This is a genomic window from Streptomyces sp. C10-9-1 (genome assembly GCF_024497955.1).
GTDB lineage: Bacteria > Actinomycetota > Actinomycetes > Streptomycetales > Streptomycetaceae > Streptomyces > Streptomyces sanyensis.
On the sequence record NZ_JANHKP010000021.1, the window covers coordinates 36,528 to 54,378 of the forward strand.

The 17,851-nt window shown below is 74.9% G+C and carries 16 protein-coding genes; 6 read left to right on the forward strand and 10 right to left on the reverse strand.

All coding sequences use genetic code 11. From position 1 onward, the window contains the following. Positions 1-4: 4 nt before the first annotated feature. From NPS70_RS25675 to NPS70_RS25695, 5 genes are read right to left on the reverse strand one after another with little or no spacing between them, the layout of a single operon-like run. On the reverse strand, positions 5-889 hold the full coding sequence (locus tag NPS70_RS25675; RefSeq protein WP_256526799.1) for a polysaccharide deacetylase family protein: 885 nt from the start codon (positions 887-889) through the stop codon (positions 5-7). Further along, the gene (locus NPS70_RS25680; protein WP_256526800.1) at positions 886-1,878 is read right to left on the reverse strand and encodes a glycosyltransferase family 2 protein; all 993 of its coding nucleotides are present in this window, start codon (positions 1,876-1,878) and stop codon (positions 886-888) included. Before NPS70_RS25680 ends, NPS70_RS25675 begins: the two co-directional genes overlap by 4 nt. Continuing rightward, a complete protein-coding gene (locus tag NPS70_RS25685) occupies positions 1,875-3,239 on the reverse strand; it encodes a lipopolysaccharide biosynthesis protein (RefSeq protein ID WP_256526801.1) in 1,365 nt (454 codons plus the stop codon). The genes NPS70_RS25680 and NPS70_RS25685 overlap by 4 nt, the downstream gene beginning before the upstream one ends. Positions 3,240-3,252: 13 nt before the next feature. Next, positions 3,253-4,647 carry a glycosyltransferase gene (locus tag NPS70_RS25690; protein ID WP_256526802.1) on the reverse strand — a complete coding sequence of 465 codons (1,395 nt, stop codon included), beginning with the start codon at positions 4,645-4,647 and terminating at the stop codon, positions 3,253-3,255. After that, entirely contained in the window at positions 4,644-5,474 is an 831-nt protein-coding gene (locus NPS70_RS25695) for a glycosyltransferase family 2 protein (RefSeq protein ID WP_256526803.1), read from the reverse strand. The genes NPS70_RS25690 and NPS70_RS25695 overlap by 4 nt, the downstream gene beginning before the upstream one ends. A gap of 177 nt (positions 5,475-5,651) precedes the next feature. Here NPS70_RS25695 and NPS70_RS25700 point away from each other — a divergent pair, with 177 nt between their 5' ends. Both NPS70_RS25700 and NPS70_RS25705 read left to right on the forward strand, forming a co-directional pair. Then, a complete protein-coding gene (locus NPS70_RS25700; RefSeq protein ID WP_256526804.1) occupies positions 5,652-6,458 on the forward strand; it encodes a TetR/AcrR family transcriptional regulator C-terminal domain-containing protein in 807 nt (268 codons plus the stop codon). Between the two features lie 93 nt (positions 6,459-6,551). Next, entirely contained in the window at positions 6,552-7,151 is a 600-nt protein-coding gene (locus tag NPS70_RS25705; RefSeq protein ID WP_256526805.1) for a rhomboid family intramembrane serine protease, read from the forward strand. 151 nt (positions 7,152-7,302) lie between these two features. Here the strand turns inward: NPS70_RS25705 and mqnP are convergent, their stop codons facing one another. Beyond that, positions 7,303-8,205: a menaquinone biosynthesis prenyltransferase MqnP gene (gene mqnP, locus NPS70_RS25710; RefSeq protein WP_256526806.1), complete on the reverse strand. Its 903-nt coding sequence runs from the start codon at positions 8,203-8,205 to the stop codon at positions 7,303-7,305. Next, positions 8,202-9,656: a menaquinone biosynthesis decarboxylase gene (locus tag NPS70_RS25715; protein WP_256526807.1), complete on the reverse strand. Its 1,455-nt coding sequence runs from the start codon at positions 9,654-9,656 to the stop codon at positions 8,202-8,204. The genes mqnP and NPS70_RS25715 overlap by 4 nt, the downstream gene beginning before the upstream one ends. A gap of 87 nt (positions 9,657-9,743) precedes the next feature. Between NPS70_RS25715 and NPS70_RS25720 the strand changes: the two genes are divergently transcribed. From NPS70_RS25720 to NPS70_RS25735, 4 genes are all read left to right on the forward strand, one after another. After that, entirely contained in the window at positions 9,744-10,094 is a 351-nt protein-coding gene (locus NPS70_RS25720) for a PLD nuclease N-terminal domain-containing protein (RefSeq protein WP_256526808.1), read from the forward strand. A 46-nt stretch (positions 10,095-10,140) separates the two neighbouring features. Then, positions 10,141-10,584, forward strand: a complete 444-nt coding sequence (locus NPS70_RS25725) for a nucleoside deaminase (protein WP_256526809.1) — start codon at positions 10,141-10,143, stop codon at positions 10,582-10,584. 181 nt (positions 10,585-10,765) lie between these two features. Beyond that, the gene (locus NPS70_RS25730) at positions 10,766-12,814 is read left to right on the forward strand and encodes a hypothetical protein (protein WP_256526810.1); all 2,049 of its coding nucleotides are present in this window, start codon (positions 10,766-10,768) and stop codon (positions 12,812-12,814) included. Then, positions 12,811-14,316, forward strand: a complete 1,506-nt coding sequence (locus tag NPS70_RS25735) for a hypothetical protein (RefSeq protein ID WP_256526811.1) — start codon at positions 12,811-12,813, stop codon at positions 14,314-14,316. The genes NPS70_RS25730 and NPS70_RS25735 overlap by 4 nt, the downstream gene beginning before the upstream one ends. 39 nt (positions 14,317-14,355) lie before the next feature. Here NPS70_RS25735 and NPS70_RS25740 read toward each other — a convergent pair whose 3' ends face one another. The 3 genes from NPS70_RS25740 to NPS70_RS25750 form a co-directional block, all read right to left on the reverse strand. Then, a complete protein-coding gene (locus NPS70_RS25740; protein WP_256526812.1) occupies positions 14,356-14,877 on the reverse strand; it encodes an SRPBCC domain-containing protein in 522 nt (173 codons plus the stop codon). 112 nt (positions 14,878-14,989) lie between these two features. Then, the gene (gene ccsB / locus NPS70_RS25745) at positions 14,990-16,081 is read right to left on the reverse strand and encodes a c-type cytochrome biogenesis protein CcsB (protein WP_256526813.1); all 1,092 of its coding nucleotides are present in this window, start codon (positions 16,079-16,081) and stop codon (positions 14,990-14,992) included. Next, on the reverse strand, positions 16,078-17,850 hold the full coding sequence (locus NPS70_RS25750; RefSeq protein ID WP_256526814.1) for a cytochrome c biogenesis protein ResB: 1,773 nt from the start codon (positions 17,848-17,850) through the stop codon (positions 16,078-16,080). The genes ccsB and NPS70_RS25750 overlap by 4 nt, the downstream gene beginning before the upstream one ends. Between the last annotated feature and the right edge of the window lies 1 nt (position 17,851).

The window sequence follows — 17,851 nt, forward strand, 5'->3', positions numbered from 1 at the left end:
CGTCTCACTCCCGGGCCGCCGCGCCCCCGGGCGGATGCGGCGGGGGCAGCGCCTCGTAGGGGACGCGCAGCCGCGCCCGCAGACGGCGCCAGGCGCGCCAGGCACGGGGGCGGGCGCCCTCCGGGAAGGGGGCCACGGGTGCGCCCTCGCCCACCGCCCAGCGGGCGAACTCGGCGGGGCCGGTGTCCGCCCGCAGCATCAGCCGGGCGATCCGCAGGGGCTCGTCGGCGGCGGAGCTGAAGCCCTGCCGGACGGCGGCGGCGGAGGTCCAGCCCGCCCGGGCGGTGCGGCGGCGTACGGCGGGGCCGGAGTAGCCGTGCGGATAGGCGAAGGCGGTGACGCGGTGCCCCAGTTCGTCCTCGATCCGGCGCCGGCAGCCCTCGATCTCGGGGGCCAGGGCGGAGGACGGAAGGGTGTCGAGCTGGGGGTGGGTGGCCGTGTGGCCGCCGATCTCGAAGCCCGCCGCGTCGAGTTCCCGGACCCGGTCCCAGTCCAGCATGGCCGCCGGGGGCAGGGGGCCGGGCCCGGCCGGACGGCCGGGCCGCCGGACGGCGCCGGTGGTGAGGTAGAGGGTCGCGGTCAGTCCGCGGGCGGCGAGCAGCGGGGCCACCGCGGTGTGGAAGTCCGCGAAGCCGTCGTCGAAGGTGAGCACGGCGCAGCGGGCGGGCAGCGCGGCGGCGGCCGGGGAGCGCTGGGCGGCCACCAGCCGGCTGAGCGGGACGACGGCCACACCGCGGTCGGCGAGGAGGTCGAGCTGCCGGGCGAACGCACGGGGGCGCACGGTGAACGGAGCGATCCAGGCGGGCGGTTCGTCGCAGACGCTGTGGTAGAGCAGCACCGGGACCGGCGCCGCGGACCGGACCGCCGGAGCGGCCCCGGACGGGCTCACGGGGCGTCCCCGGCCGGCTCGCCGCGGGTCCTGCGGACGGCCTCGGCCAGCAGCCCGGCGCGGCCCACGACATAGCCCGCGACGGTGGCGCCGACGCCCGTGCAGAGGGCGGCGAGGACACGCGGGCCGCCGTCGGTCCCCGGGCGCAGGGTCCGTGCGAAGGCCCGGGGCACGGCCGAGCGCAGGTAGGCGCGTTCGCTGGCGAGGGCGGCGCGGCTGCCCCGCAGTCGCGCCACGCGGGCCTTGGAGAGGCCCTCCGCGTAGCAGCGTGCCCGGAAGTAGGTGTGCTGGGCGCGGGCGCCGGGCACCCGGTGGCGGACGGCGGCGCCGGGTTCGTAGAGCAGCACGGCCCCGGGGCTGCGGGCGGCGATGCGCAGGCAGAGTTCGGTCTCCTCGCCGCCGAGCGGTGTCCTGCCGACGCGTCCCAGGTCGGTGCGGAAGCCCCCCGCGGCGAGCACCTCGGCACGCCGGAAGGACATGTTGGCGCCGATGAAGTTGCGGACCGGCGCAGGGTGTTCGGGCAGCCCCCGGTAGGAGCAGCCGACCACCCAGTCGAACTCGGGCGGGAACCACGCGGGCCGCCCGGTGGTCCACCAGGGCCGGACCAGTCCGCCGACGCCCGCGACCGCGGGGTCCCCGTAGCCCGCGGCCAGGCGGGCGTGCCAGTCGGGGTCGGCCGTGGCGTCGTCGTCGAGGAAGGCGACGACCTCGCCGCGGGCGGCGGCCACCCCGGTGTTGCGGGCCCCGGACAGCCCGCGCCGCTCGTGGCTGGCGAGCACGCGCACCTCGCCCGGGAGCCCGGCGGCCGCCCGGTCGTAGAGCTCCGGGCAGTGGTCGACGACGAGCAGGATCTCGTCGACGGGACGGCTCTGGCGGCGCAGGGAGGCCACGGCGGCCCGGACGTCGTCCCACCGGTCGAGGGTGTAGGCGCAGACCACGACGGAGAAGGTGGGGCTGCTCGATCCGACGATCTCGCGGGTCCTCGTCATGACGCCTCCCGGGGGTCGGCCGGTCCGGTGGCCAGCCAGCGTGCCCGTCCGAGCAGCAGGGGCAGCGCCAGCAGGCACTCCGCCGCCAGCCAGGCGACCCCGGCGCCGGTGATCCCCATGGCGGGCAGCAGGGCCGCGGTGAGGCCGAGCACCAGCACGCACAGGGCGACCTGGAGTCCGACCGCGAGCCGCAGCCGGCGGCGGGCCCGGGAGACGTCGATGGCGAGGCTGACGACGATGTTGGGCAGGGCGGAGAGGGCGAGCAGGCGCAGCAGTGCGGCACCGGAGTCGGAGTAGCCCTCGCCGAAGAGGTCGAGGATCAGCGGCGCCCCGGCGACGAGGACGGCGACCCCCGCCCCGAGGAGCAGCGCGGAGTGGCGCATCACCCGCCGCCCGTGCTCCACCAGCCGCTCGGGGCTGCGCACCGCCTCCACCACCAGCGAGCTGCCCAGGTTCCGGGTGACCAGGTAGAGCACGTAGGCCACCACCCAGGCAAGCGAGTAGTAGGCGCTCTGCTCGGGTCCGAGGTGGTTGAGGACGATCAGCGGGACCAGGGTGTAGGCGGCCATCCGGAACAGCGAGCCCGCGTAGTCGGCCGCGGCGTAGCGCACCGGCTGCGAGGGGCGCCTGGCGTCGGGGGAGGCGCGCTCGTGGCGGGGCACCGCGTGGCGCAGCAGCACGACGTTGGCGACGAGCAGCGCGACCACCAGCGCTCCGGCCCAGGAGAGCAGGATGCCGGTGGCCAGGGCGAGGAGGGCGCCCAGTCCCAGCAGCAGGATCTTGACGACGGCGAAGACGACGTTCTCCGCGACCACCCAGCCCGGTCGGCGCAGTGCGGTCAGCGCGCCGTCCTGCATCACGAAGACGGCGTACGCGGCGGTGGCGAGGACGAAGCAGAGCGCGGGCAGCGGGGACCGGAGGAAGCCGAGGTCGGGCGCGGCCCTGGGCACGAGGAGCAGGAAGGCGCCCGCGGCCGCGGTGCTGGCGACGGCGCTGACGGCGTAACAGGTGAGCACCATGCGCCGGGTGTGGCGTCCGGCCGAGGGGGCGAAGCGGATCAGGAAGTCGGAGAGGTTGAGCTGGCCGATGCTGGCGAGCAGCAGCATGGCCGAGAGCGCGGAGTAGCTGAGGCCGACGGCGGCGTCCTCGTACCAGCGGGTGGCGAGGACCCAGAACAGCGCGCCCAGCGCGGCGTTGACCAGGGAGCTGACGGCGAGGAGGTGGCCGTTGCGGAGCAGGGGGTCGCGGGAGAGGAGACCGCGGGCGCCCGCGCGGACCGCCGCGGCGAGCGGCCGTGCGGCGGGGGCGGACCGCCGGGGCCCGGTCCGGCCGGTCGGGGGTGCTCCCGGGGTGGCGTACACGGTCCCGGCCTCCTCAGCCCGCGCCGGGGCGGCGGTGGCCGCGGCGCAGGCGGGGGTCGTCGGCGCCGGGGGCGGCCGCGGCGGGGGGTGTGCGGTGGGCGCCGGGGGCCCCCCGGGGGGCGGCGCGGCGGGAGCGGCGGCGGCTGCGGAGGTAGCCGACGGGTCCGTAGGCCATGCCGCGCAGCTCCCGCAGGGCCAGCCGCCGGGAGGGCCCGCGGTCCGGCCCGGGGTGGCCGCCCGCCCGGGCGAGGGCGTGGCGCAGTCCGCCGGGGACGCGGCGCAGCAGGGCCGGGAGCATCCGCGGCTCGTGGGCCATCGCGGCCGCCAGGTAGGCGCCGAGGCCGGAGCCGTAGCCGAAGGCCTGGGCGGCGAGGGCCTCGGGGGTGCGCCGGTGGCGGTGCCAGACGATCGCCTCGGGGGTGTAGGCGAGGCTGCGTCCGCCGACCAGGACGCGGAAGAAGGCGAGCAGGTCGTCGCCGCCGTGCGCGGGTGTGCCCGTCCCGGTGGCGGGGTCGAACCCGCCCATGTCGCGCAGGAGTTCGGTACGGAAGGCCATGTTGGTGCCGGAACCGAAGCGTCCGGCGGTGAACGGGAACAGGGGGTCGGCGGGCGGGTCGCGCAGGGACCAGATCCGGGGCGCGAAACCCTTGCCGAAGGCCCCGTGCCGCTCCAGGGCCGCCTGGGCCGCGGTGCGCAGCTCGGCGGGGACGATCAGGCCGGTGACGCAGCCGGTCTCCGGGTCGGCGCGGAAGGCGGCGGCCAGGGCGGCGGGCCAGCCGGGGTCGACCAGGGTGTCGTCGTCGGTGAAGGCCGTGAGGGGAGCGCGGACCGCCGCCAGGCCGCGGTTGTGCGCGCGGGCGAGGCCGGGGACGGGTTCGCGGAGGTAGCGGACGCGGGTGGCGTAGCGGGTGCGCACCAGGCGCTCGGTGCTGTCGTCGGACGGCGCGTTGTCGACCACGATCACCTCCGCGGGGGGCGGGTCGGCGGCCAGCAGCGAGTCCAGGCAGGAGCGCAGGAGTCCGGTGCGGTCGCGGGTGGCGACGACGACGCCGACCTGCGGGCGGGGCTCGCCCGCGCGCGGCGGGGCGGGCGCCGGGACGGAGGCGGGGGCGCGGGCGGCTCCGGGCAGCTCGCGGCGGGCCCTGTCGGCGAGCGCCCGCCACAGGTCCCGGGGGCCCTCGGCGGTGGCGGTCACGGTGCCCAGGGGCCTGCCGTGGAGCCGGACGAGGGCGAGGGCGGGGCCGGTGGGGTCGCGGCGCGGGGGGCGGCCGCCCGGGGCGCGGAACTCGCCGGGCCGGGCCAGGTCGATGTCCACGACCGCGACGGCCCGGAAGGCGTCCCCGGCCTGGCCGGTGGGCGGCGCGGGGCGGGCGCGGGAGGGGGGACCGGCAGGGGCGGGCGGGGTCACGGGGCGCTCCGGGCGGGGACGCGGGGGTGGGCGCCGGGGCGCTCGGAGAGCAGGGTGCGCAGGATGCGGGTGCCGTCGGAGACGGCGTGGAGGTTGGACGAGCCGCTGCGGCGGGGCAGTTCGAGGCTGGGGACCTCCGCGATCCGCAGTCCGCTGCGCAGCGCGTGCACGATCATCTCCGCCTCGATCTCGAAGCCGACGGCATGCAGGTCGAGTTGGTCGAGGAAGGGGCGCCGGAAGGCGCAGAAGCCGTAGCAGAGGTCGGTGAGCGAGGCGCCGTAGAGCCGGTTGACGACCGCCAGCAGGGCGCGGTTGCCGAGCCTGCGGACCCGGGTGAGGTCCAGGGACCCGCCGCCCGCGACGAAGCGCGAGCCCTTGACGAAGTCGTAGCCGTGCTGGAGGAAGTGCAGGAAGTGGGGGATCTCGGCGGGCGACATGCTGCCGTCCGCGTCCATCATCACCACGTACTCCCCGCGTGCCGCGAGGAAGCCGGTGCGCAGGGCGTTGCCCTTGCCCGGGCCGGACTGGGGAAGGAGGCGGACGCCCGGCATGCACTCGGCCGCCATGCGGACGGTCGCGTCGCTGGAGTCGCCGTCGATCAGCAGGACCTCGTCGACGCAGTCGGGGATCTGCTCGAAGACCCAGGGGATGTTGCGCGCCTCGTTGCGCGCCGGGACGACCAGGCTCACCGTGCACGGCGGCGGGGTCCGGTCCCCGGCGCGGCGCAGCGGGTGGGGTGCGGGGTCGGTGGATCGGCGCAGCGGGTGGCCGTCGGGGGACGGCGGCGCGTCGGCGGTGGCGGGGAGCCGGGTCGGGCGGGTGGTCATGATCTCTCCGGGATCGCATCGGTGCACCGGGTGCCGTGCCACGGAGGTCGTCCGCTGGAGTCCGGGCACTGAGGCCCTGTACGTTTACGCTGTATACGTACACTTTCGCCCCGATTGCCCCTAGGGTCAAGAGCTGCTCGTACCGTGACGGACCGGACACTCGATGAAGGCGGCCCCATGCACCAGGACCCGGCCTCCGGCGCACCGGAGCACGGCCCGCGCCCGGCGCGCAGGCGCAGCGACCGGGGCCGCTACGGCCGCCTCAGCCGCGAGCGGGTGCTGGGCACCGCCCTGGAGCTGGTGGACCGCGAGGGGCTGTCGGCCCTGAGCATGCGGCGACTGGGGGCGGAGCTGGGTGTGGAGGCCATGGCGCTGTACCGCTACGCGGAGGGGAAGGAAGGGCTGCTCGACGGCCTGGTGGAGGCGTTCTTCACGGAGCTGCACGCCCGTCTGGACGCGGCGGCGCCCGCCGCCGCGGCGCCGGCCCCGGGGGCCGGCGGGGAGCAGGTCACGGCGGGGGCGGACGCCCCCGGGGCCGACGGGGCACCGCGCTGGCGGGCCGAGCTGCACCGGATGGCCGCGGGCACCTACCGCCTGGCCCTGGACCACCCCCAGGTCGTACCGCTGCTGGCGACCCGGATGCTCGCCGTGCCCCTGGCGCGGCGGCCCGCGGCGGTCCTGGAGCAGCACGAGCGGGTCCTGGCGCTGCTGCGGGAGGCGGGCCTCGACGGGGCGGACTCGGCCGCGGCCTTCCGCGCCTACTCGGGCTGGGTGCTCGGCTACGTCCTGGTGGAGCTGCGGGCGGTGGTGGACGACCCGGACGAACCCGATCCGGCCTTCCGGCTCGGCCTGCACCGGATCCCCGCCCGTCGGCTGCCCCTGCTGCGCGCCGCCGCGCCGTCCCTCGCGGAGCGGGCGGGCCCCCGGGACCTCGCCGCGGGGCTGGACGCCCTGCTCGACCGGTTCGCCCCGGCGGAGCACTGAGCCGGTTCACCCCTTCGGATGACCGAGGCGCGGAACCGCGATCCCCCTGCGAACGTTCTTCCGGGTATCGGCACAGAGGATCGGGGGGCCGTGATGACGAACGACCGGCCCGCCTGGGGCGGGAGCGACCGCGCCGGAGCGGCGGCCAGACTCATGCTGGCCTGGGTCGCCCTGCTGTGGGCCCTGGAGGCGGTGGACGCGGCCACGGGCCACGCCCTGGACCCCTACGGCATCACGCCCCGGGAGAGCTCGGAACTGGCGGACGTGGTGCCCGCCGCCTTCCTCCACTTCGGCTTCGCCCATGTCGCCGCCAACAGCATCCCGCTGCTGGTGATGGGCTTCCTCGCCGCGCTCGGGGGCATACGCCGCTTCCTCGTCGTCGCCCTGCTGATCATCGTGGCGGACGGACTGGCGGTCTGGCTGGTCTCCCCGGCGGACACCAACACGGCGGGGGCCTCGGGCCTCGTCTTCGGCCTCTTCGGCTACCTCCTCGGGCGCGGCGTCGCGGAGCGCAAGCCCAGGGACGTCGCCGTGGCGGTGCTGGTGGGCGCCGTGTGGGGCGGCGCCGTCCTGGCGGGGATATCCCCAACCGACACCCAGGTGAGCTGGCAGGCGCACCTCTTCGGGCTGCTGGCGGGGGTGGCGGCGGCCTTCGCCCTCCGCGACCGGGGGCGGGCGCCCGCGCGGGGCTGAGCGCGCCGGGCCCGGGGCGGTCTCGCGTACGGGGGCCCCGGCAGCCGGGCCCGCGGGTGCGGGCAGGTGGCGGGTCGCCCTCCCCCGACGGCCCCGGCTGCGCCCCGCGGACGCCGGGCCCGGGGACGCCGGGCCCGGGGGCGGCTCCCGCTCACACCGTCAGGCCGCGCACCACCAGGTCCAGCAGGGCGCACACGAACAGCGCGATACCGATGAAGCCGTTCACCGTGAAGAAGGCGCGGTTCAGCCGGGAGAGGTCGTGGGGCCGCACGATGGAGTGCTCGTAGACGAAGGCCGCGGCCACGATCGCCAGCCCCAGCCACAGGAAGGCACCCGCCCCGGTGGCCAGCGCGTACCAGACGAACAGCCCCATGGTGACGGCGTGGCACCCGCGCGCGCCGTACAGCGCCGCCGGGATGCCGAAGCGGGCGGGCACGGACTGCACGCCGTGGGCGCGGTCGGCCTGGACGTCCTGGCACGCGAAGATCAGGTCGAAGCCGCCGATCCAGACGCCCACCGCGAGGCCCAGCACGACCGCGTCCCAGGACCACGCCCCGGTGACGGCGATCCAGGCGCCGACCGGCCCCATGGCCTGCGCCAGCCCGAGGATCGCGTGCGGGAAGTCGGTGAACCGCTTGCCGTAGGGGTAGACCACCATCGGCACCACGGCGACGGGGGCGAGCGCCAGGCACAGCGGGTTGAGCAGCGCGGCGGCGCCCAGGAAGACCGCCAGCGCGATCAGTGCACCCGTCCACGCCGAGCGCACCGAGACCGCCCCGGTGACCAGCTCGCGGGAGGCGGTGCGCGGATTGCGGGCGTCGATCTCCCGGTCGATGATCCGGTTGCAGGCCATGGCGAAGGTCCGCAGCCCGACCATCGCCACCGTGACGAGGAGCAGTTCCCCCCAGTGCACGGTGCCGTCCGTCCGGAACATCGCGGTCAGCGCCGCGATGTAGGCGAAGGGCAGCGCGAAGACCGAGTGCTCGATCATCACCAGCCGGAGGAACGCCCGGGTGCGCCCGGGCTGCGGGACGGCCGCTGCGGCAGAGGTCACGAGAGTCCGTACTCCTTCCAGCGGCGGTCCACCAGCGCCGCCGTCGCCGGGTCGGAGACCACCATCTCGGGCCACCCGCCGTCGCGGGTGTAGCCCTCCTCGGGGAGCTTGCGGGTCGCGTCGATACCGGCCTTGCCGCCCCAGAACTGCTGGTAGGAGGCGTGGTCCAGATGGTCGACCGGCCCCTCGACGACCGTGAGGTCGCGCGCGTAGTCGGTGTTCCCGAGGGCCCGCCAGGAGACCTCGTGGAGGTCGTGGACGTCGCAGTCCGCGTCCACGACGACGATCAGCTTCGTCAGCGACATCATGTGCGCGCCCCAGATGGCGTGCATCACCTTCTGCGCGTGCTTCGGGTACTTCTTGTCGATCGAGACGATCGCGCAGTTGTGGAAGCCGCCCGACTCCGGCAGGTGGTAGTCCACGATGTCCGGAACGATGATCTTGAGCAGCGGCAGGAAGAAGCGCTCGGTGGCGCGGCCCAGCGGCCCGTCCTCCGTCGGCGGCCGTCCCACCACGATGGACTGGAGCAGCGGCCGCTTGCGCATGGTGACGCAGTCGATGGTCAGCGCGGGGAACGGCTCCTGCGGCGTGTAGAAGCCGGTGTGGTCGCCGAAGGGCCCCTCGGGCAGCATCTTCCCGGGCTCCAGCCAGCCCTCCAGCACGACCTCCGCGTCAGCCGGGACCTGGAGGGGCACGGTCCTGCAGTCCACCATCTCGATCCGCCGGCCCGCGACGAACCCGGCGAACAGGTACTCGTCGATGTCCCCGGGCAGCGGAGCGGTGGAGGCGTAGGTCACGGCGGGCGGGCAGCCGAAGGCGATCGCGACCGGCAGCCGCTCGCCCCGCCGGGCGGCGACCTGGTAGTGGTTCCGGCTGTCCTTGTGGATCTGCCAGTGCATGCCGATGGTGCGCCGGTCGTGCCGCTGGAGGCGGTAGAGGCCCAGGTTGCGGATGCCGGTGTCGGGGTCCTTGGTGTGGGTGAGCCCCAGGTTGAAGAAGGAGCCGCCGTCCTGGGGCCAGGTGAACAGGGCGGGCAGGGCGTCGAGGTCGACGTCCTCACCCGTGAGGACGACCTCCTGCACCGGCGCGTCCTTCACCTTCTTCGGCGGGACGTGCACCATCGAGCCCAGCTTGCCGAAGGCCTCGCGCACCCCGACGAAGCCGTGCGGCAGCTCGGGCTTGAGCAGCCCGCCGATCTTCTCCCCGATCTCGGCGTAGGAGGACAGGCCCAGGGCCTTCAGCAGGCGCCGGTCGGTGCCGAAGACGTTCATCGCCAGCGGCATCGAGGAACCGCGGACGTTCTCGAAGAGCAGCGCCGGTCCGCCCGCCTTGTTCACCCGGTCGACGATCTCCCCGACCTCCAGGTACGGATCGACCTCGGCCTTGATGCGCTTGAGGTCCCCCTCGCGCTCCAGGGCGCGGAGCAGGGAGCGAAGATCGTCGTAAGCCATGCCGTCCAGTATCCGGCACGCACTACCCTGGAGCTGTCACGGGGGCCGCCCGGCCGGTCCCGAGCTCTGTTGCGCAGGGGGTCGGCCATGCTTCGGGTCCTGATGTTTCTGGTGCCTCTGGCGCTCAGCATCTACGCCTTCATCGACTGCATCACCACGGACGAGAAGGACGTCAGGTACATCCCGAAGCCCCTGTGGGCCATTCTGGTGCTGCTGTTCCCGCTCGTGGGCTCCGTCTCCTGGCTGATCGTGGGCAAGGACCGCGCGGCGCTCCAGCGTTCCGCGGGCCGCCGCGGCTGGGTCGCCCCGGACGACAACCCCGAGTTCCTGAAGTCCCTGGGCGAGAAGCGCACCGGCGACGAGGAGCGGCCGGAGTCCCCGAAGAGCACGGAGGACGCGGTGGAGGGCGACGACCCCGACAACCGCCCCCGCCCCTGAGCCCGTCGCGCCCGACGCCCCACCGCCGCCGACCGCGAGGAGCTCCGTGACCCCCTACCGGCAGTGGCTCGCCACCGCCCTCGCCGAGGCCCGCACCGGCCTGGCCGAAGGCGGCCTGCCGATCGGTGCCGCCCTCTACTCCGCCGACGGCACCCTGCTGGGCCGCGGCCGCAACCGGCGCGTCCAGGACGGCGACCCCTCGATGCACGCGGAGACCGCCGCCTTCCGCGCGGCGGGGCGGCAGCGCACCTACCGCGGCACCACCATGGTGACCACCCTGTCCCCCTGCTGGTACTGCAGCGGCCTGGTCCGCCAGTTCGGCATCTCCCGCGTCGTGATCGGCGAGGCGCGGACCTTCCACGGCGGCCACGACTGGCTCGCCGGGCACGGCGTGGAGGTCGTCCTCCTCGACGACGCGGAGTGCGCAGCGATGATGGGGGCCTTCGTCGCCGAGCACCCCGGGCTCTGGCACGAGGACATCGGGGACTGACCCGCCCCCTCCCGCGCGCCCCGGGCCCGGTTCCACGACCCGCCCGAAGGCGGCGACGGCGGGTAACGGGACGAACACGAATCCGGCCGGAACATTCGCCCGGGCCTGCTCCGCCGCCTACGCTGGACGTCCTGACCGTCCATCAGCCCTCCGGCGCCAGTTGACCGACGGGGAGTCGTTCTTGAGGGATCAACTCGCCGCGAGGAGCGACCTGCTCGCGCAGCTCACGTCCCATCTGACCGGCACCGAGGTGGCCGGCCGGCGCCAGCGTCCCTACTGCCGGGCCCTGCCGCCGCCCGTGGTGGCCGTGGTCGGCGGGCGGGGCACCGGCAAGACCCACGCCTTCGCGCGGCTGCGCCAGGACTGCGCCCCGGTCACCCCGACCGCCTACCTCGACTGCGCCGACGAGGCCCTGCGCACCGGGGCCGCCGAGTCCCCCCGGTCCCGTTCCCTGGTGACCGAGGCCCTGCGGGTCCTGGGTGCCGGCTTCACGGCCAGCGGCCCGGCCCGATCCGGGGCCCTGCACACCACGCGCCTGTTCGCCGGGCTGGTCGCCATCGCCTCCGGCACGTGGAACGCGGACGAGGACGAGCGCATCGCGGCCGAACTGCGCCGCCTGGAGCCGGTGTCGCCGGCCCGCGGCGACGGCGCCGGGACGGTCCGCGACGGCGTGGCGACGCTGATGGCCGCCTACGCGGAGGCACCCGGCCGCCCCCGCGCCGCCGGGTCCCATGTCGAGCTGTCGGTCGAGGTGCTGCTGCGCAAGCTGCTCACGCGGGCCGGCCGCCGGGCCGCGGACTGGTACGGCGCCTACCCGGGGGCGCAGGGCAGCGCCCGCTCGGGGCTCGTCCTGCTGGGCCGCCACTTCCTGCTCGGCGGCGACCAGCGGCGCCGCGCCGAGTACTTCCTCGGCCAGGCTCTGCGGGCCGATCTGGAGGCCGCGTACCGCACCACCGGCGGCTGGCTGCTGCGCACCGGGCGTCCGCTGATGCTCCTGGACAACGCCCACGACGAACTCGGCGAGCAGCTCGTCCGGGACTGCCTCACCCACCGCGGCACCGGGCACCAGGACCGGGTGGTGGTGTACGCCGCCTTCCGCCACGAGGACCCGCAGGTGCTGCGCGGCGCACGGCGGCTGCCCTCGCTGACGTCCGCGGTGGGACTGGCGCGGGAGCGGACCGACGGCCTGTGCCGCAACCCGCTGGTGGTGATCCCCTATCCGCCGCTGCCGCCCGCGGGCCCGGAGACCTCGGACGGGCTGCTGAGCCACGTCGACCCCGATGCGATGCTCCCGCCCGGACTGCCCCGCGCACTGCACCGCTTCACCGGCGGGCGTCCGCTGGCCATGACCCGGATGACCGCAGCCATCGAGGAGCTGAGGTCCCAGGGTCCGCCCCTCGGTGCCGCGGCCCCCTCGCCGCTGGCCGGACTGACGCTGCGGGCCCTGCTCGACCACCGCGGCACCGCGCCCGGCCCCCCGGCTCCGACCGTGGCGGAGGCACTGCGCCGGGAGCTGGCCCCGGGGGAGGCCGGGGAGCTGCTCACCCTGCTGAGCCCCGCGGCCGACGTGCGGGCCGCCGCCCTGCTGCTGCCCGCGGCCGCGGCGATGACCACCACCGAGCTGCGCGCCGCCCTGGACGCCGACGGCTGGCCGCGGTGCGAGGAGCACTTCGTCGCCGACCACTGCCTGCGCACCCTGCTGCTGCACCGGCTGTGGCACCGGGATCCCGACCACGCCTCCTGGATCGGGGCGCACGAGAGCCTGACCACCCACTACGCCTCCAACCACCCCGCTTCCTGGCAGCAGTACCAGCACGAGCTGGCGAGCGGCCGGACCCGCAACGCGGTCGCCTACCTGACCGGTTCGCTGGACCGCGCGGACACGGCCGCCTGGCTGGAGGACCTGCTGCGGATCGCCTCGGCCCCGCTGTTCACCGGCCTGCCGGAGCGCCGCGGGACCGCCTTCACCGGCGGCCACCGCGACCTGGGCCGCCGGGTGGAGCGGCTGCTGCACGTCGCCTGGCTGGCGCAGGACCGGCTGGAGCTTCCGGAGTCCCGGCTGGAGACGGCCTCGCACAGCGCCCTGCACGCGCTGCGCGACGACGTCGCCGACGGCTCCGTGCTGACGGACGCGGCCGGGCTGTGGGCGGAGAGCATCAGATCGGGACGGCCGCTCCGGGAGTGCGGATGCACCCGGAGGGGCCCGGCGAACGGGGGGAGCCCGGCGTGAACAACCTGACCAGGATCGCCATCGGTGCGGCCGCGGTCGCCGCCCTGGTCCTCGGGGTGCTCTTCGGCCCCGGAGTACTGGACCCCGACCGCTCCTGCGCCGCCGGGGTGGAGCGGCCCGAGGGCAGCGAGGAGTGCATCGGCGTCTCGGCGACCGGGTTCGACTTCGGCGTCGGTGAGATCCGGGACGTCGCGCGGGCCATCGGCGCCGAGAACGCGCGGGTGGCGAAGGAGGGCGGCCTCGCGGTCTCCGTGGCCGTGATGATGCCGTTCAGCGCCACCGCCCCCGAGCAGCTGACGAAGATGCGCCACGAGCTCCAGGGCGTGTACATCCGGCAGCTGCTCGCCAACCGGGAGGAGGGCAGGCCGCCGAGGATCCGGGTGCTGCTGGCCAACACCGGCAATCTCGGCCTCCACTGGGAGTCGGTCACCGAGCAGCTGGTGGGCATGGCCGACGATCCGGTGCCGCTGCGGGCGGTGACCGGGATAGCGACCAGCAACACCGTCACCAAGCAGTCCGTGGGGCTGCTGTCCCGGCACGGCATCCCGATGGTCGGCTCGACCATCACCGCCGACGACATCACCGACATCCCCGGCCTGGCCCGGGTCTCCCCCACCAACACCGACGAGGCCCGGGCGCTGGTGGCCCACGCCACGTCCGTGGACCGCAACGCGCTGCTCGTCTACGACACCCAGCCGATGGACAACTACGCGCGGACCCTGCGGGAGGCCTTCGACCAGCAGCTGCCCGACCAGGTCTACGACGCGCGCCCGTTCACCTCCAGCGGGGAGCCGGACGACCCGGGCAACCTGGGGAACGTGTTCAACTCCATCGCCCACTACATCTGCGACACGGAGGCCCGCACCGTCTTCTTCGCCGGGCGCCACACCCCGCTGCGGGTCTTCGTCTCCGAGCTCGGCCGGTCGGGGTGCGCGGAGCGCGGGTTCACCGTGTTCACCGGGGACGAGGCGTCCTACCTCGGCCAGGACGAGCTGCTCGACCGGGCGGCGCTGGAGCAGCGGCCGGGGGAGAAGCGGCCGCGGGTGGTCCTGAAGTACGCCGCGCTCGCCCACCCGGACTCCTGGGTCGCCTCGCCCGGGCACACCCCTCCGGCGACGGGGGGCTCGGAGGCCGCGTTCCGGCGGCTGGAGTCGACTCTGTCGGAGGTGCGGCCCGAGATCGGGGAGAACACCCTGCACGACGGCCAGACGATCATCGGGTACGACGCCATGGCGACCGCGGTCCAGGGGATCCGCCGCGCCACCGGTGCCTCGGCGGCGGTGCCCGCGCTGGAGGACGTGACGGCGCAGTGGCCCCACTTCACCGGCTCGCTGCGGGTCGAGGGCGCCAGCGGCTGGATATGCCTGGACACCGAGGGCAACCCGCGGAACAAGGCCGTGCCCATCGTGCGGCTGACGGGTGACGGCTCGCTGGGGTTCGAGGGGTTCTCCTGGCCGGACGGCGAACCGCCCCCCGAGGACTGCGTCTACCGCAAGGACTGAGGGAGCGGCGCCCGGGCCCGTCGGCGCCGGGCGGGGCGCTCAGCGGCGGGCGTAGTCCTGCCGCAGCCGGCGCCGGTGGTCGGCGGTCCAGGTGGACCAGTCGGTCGTGGGGTGGCCGTCGAGCGCTGCGGCCAGGCGCTCGACGTGGTCGTGCCAGCATGCCAGGCGGTCGAGCAGCGCCTCGTCGTCGCAGCGGAGTTGGTTGGTGAAGCGCAGGACCGTGCGGTCGGTGCCGTCGCCGTGGGGTTCGAGATGGAAGCGGATGCGGCCGTGGACGCCCACGGTGTACTCGGCGACCCGCTCCATGTCCCAGGCGGTGACGCGGCCCTCGGCCGCGGTGCGGCGGCCCTCGGCGTCGGCGGTGAGCTGCCGCAGGACCACGGCGCCGCCGATCCTCGGTTCGAGGAGTTCGGCGGCGCAGAGCCAGGTCGGCAGTCCCTCGGGAGTGGCGACGGCGGCCCACACGCTGATCACCGGGTGGGGCAGGTCGAGCACGAAGCGCACCAGGCGGGTTCCGTCGCTCTGGTCCTCGGTGGTGCCCGGGGTGATCGTCTCGCTCATCGCCCCAGCGTCTCCCGGCGGCCGCCCCGCGGCGAAGGCGCCACGCCCGGGGCGCCCCCGCACGCGGTACGGGCGGGGGCCGCCGGGGGCAGCCCCGGGCCCGTGCGCGGGGTCAGACCCCCGCGTAGGAGTGGAGGCTGTTCACGAACATGTTGACGCCGTAGTAGTTCCACAGGAACGTCAGGAAGGCGATCAGCGCGATGTAGGCGGCCTTGCGGCCCTTCCAGCCCGCGGTCGCACGGGCGTGCAGGTAGGCGGCGTAGGCGACCCAGGTGATGAAGGACCAGACCTCCTTGGCGTCCCAGCCCCAGTAACGGCCCCAGGCGTCGCCCGCCCAGATGGCCCCCGCGATGATCGTGAAGGTCCACAGCGGGAAGACGGCCGCGTTGACCCGGTAGGCGAACTTGTCCAGGGTGGCGGCCGAGGGCAGGCGCTCCAGGACCGAGGTCGCGAAGCGGCCCGGGGTGCCGCCGCCTGCGAGCTTGGCCTCGTAGGAGTCGCGGAAGAGGTAGAGGATGCTGCCGACCGCGCCCAGGTAGAAGACCGCGCCGCAGAAGATCGCGGTGGAGACGTGGATCCACAGCCAGTAGGAGTCCAGCGCCGGGACCAGCTGGTCGCTCTCGGTGTAGAGGACGGTGACGGCGAGCCCGAGGTCCAGCAGCACCGTGGTGACCAGCGGCAGCCCGGCCCAGCGGACGTTCTTCCCCGCGAACAGAAGCACCAGGTAGACGCCGACGACGACGGTCGAGAAGGTCGTCGAGAACTCGTACATGTTGCCCCACGGCGCACGCTGCACCGACAGGGCCCGGGAGGCGACCCCGGCGGCCTCCAGCAGGAAGGCGAGGACGGTGAGGGAGACCGCGATCCGGCCGTAGAGGTCGCCCTTCGCGGTTCCGCCGTGGGCGCCGGGGCCGTCGGGGACGTCCCGGGCGCCGCCGGTGGCCCGGGTGACCACCTTCGGCCTGTCCAGGACGGCGGTCCCCCCGGCGGTACCGACGGTGACGGCCGGTGCGGCGGCCTCCCGGCCCCCCTGGCCTCCGTCGCCCGCGGTCAGCGCGGCGGCGGTGCGGGCCACCTTGCTCCGGCTGCCGAAGAGCCATTCCGCCATGTGCGCGAAGAAGGCCAGGGTGTAGACGGCCATCGACGAGTAGATCAGGTAGTTGCTGATCTCCGCCAGGCTCTCGTTGGTTGCGGCGAGGTTCACGTGGTCGCCCCTTCGGCGGTTGCATCCACTGGTTCGGGCGCCGTCGGCGCCTGTGCGTTGAGGGCGAGGGCCAGGTCGCCGAGCTCCTCCGGGAGCTTCGCCGACTCGCTGCGGCCCAGGCCCGCCATCTCCACGACGGTCACCCCGTCCTCACCGCGCACGGCGCGCACCCAGACGCGGCGGCGCTGGACGAACAGGGAGGCCGCGAGGCCGCCGATCGCCGCGATCGCGCCGCTGAGGGCCCAGCCGGTGGCCGGCTGGCGGGTGATCTGGAAGGTCGCCCACTCCCTGACGTCCTTCTCGAAGGTGATGGAGCCGGCGCCGTCGGGCAGCTGCATGGTCTCGCCGGGCAGCAGCCGCTGCTTGAGGACCTCGCCGTTCGCGGCCTTGAACTGCTCCATCTTGCTGGTGTCCAGCTGGTACACGTTCTGCGGCAGGCCGGAGTCCACGCCCAGGCTGCCGTGGTAGCCGGTGAGGGCGAGCACCGGGAACTCCAGTCCGGGGAACTGGGAGAACATGTCGCCCTCGCCCGCTCCGGCGAAGGTCGGGACGAAGAACGCCTGGAAGCCGAGCTGGTCCTTCTCGCCGTCCGGGCCCCGGTAGCCGTCCATGACCTTGATGGCTCCGGTGGAGGTGACGTTGCTGTCGATGGGCAGCAGCGGCACCGGGTCCTGGAAGACGACCTCGCCCCGGGCGTCGCGGACCGTGACCACGGGCGCGTAGCCGTGGCCGTTGAGGTAGACCTTGGTGCCGTCCACCTCCAGCGGCCGGTTCACCTCGATGACCTGCTTGCGCTCGGTCCCCTCGGGGGTGGACCAGGTCACGGCCGCCTCGTAGGTGCGCGGGGTGCCGCGCTCGGGACCGCTCTTCGCGTAGGTGCCGGTGAAGCTGTCCAGTACGAAGCTGAAGGGGGTCAGGTCGTCCGTCGCGAAGAGGGACCCGGAGCGGAAGTCGTCGTACTGGGTGAGCGTGTTGGAGAAGCCGCCGCCCTCGACGACCAGCTTCCCGCCCTCCGACTTGAACAGCTGGCCCCAGGCGAAGGCCACCAGCATCACGATGAGGGAGACGTGGAAGACGAGGTTGCCCGCCTCGCGCAGGTAGCCCTTCTCCGCGGCGACCGCGTCGCCGGCCCGGTGGGCGCGGAAGCGGCGGCCGGCCAGCATCGCCAGGGCCGCCTCGCGCACCTGCTCCGGCTCCGCCTCGGTGCGCCAGGTGGTGTAGGCGGGCAGCCGGTCCAGCCGGCGCGGGGCGCCCGGCGGGCGGCTGCGCAGCTGGCCGACGAACTGCCAGGACCGGGGCACGATGCAGCCGATGAGCGAGACGAACAGCAGCAGGTAGATCGCCGAGAACCAGACCGAGCTGTAGACGTCGAAGAACTGGAGGCTGTCGTAGAGCGGCGCCAGTGTCTCGTGCCGCTCCCGGAAGGCGGCCACCTTGGTCTCGTCGATGCTGTTCTGCGGGATCAGGGAGCCGGGGATGGCGCCGAGGGAGAGCAGGAACAGCAGGATCAGGGCGACCCGCATGGAGGTGAGCTGGCGCCAGAACCAGCGCGCCCAGCCCACCGGGCCGAGGCCCGGGGCTCCCGCGGCGGTCTCGGCGGCGCCCTCGACGGGGGCGGTGGACAGCCGTGCGCCCGCCTCCCCGAGGTCGCGTTCCTCGGCCGTGCGGACCGCGCCCGCGGGTGCGCCGGTGTCCTCGACGGGACCGCCGGAGCCGTCCCCGCCCTCGCCGGTGCCCTTGCCGCTGCCGTTCATGGAGGTGCTGCCCATC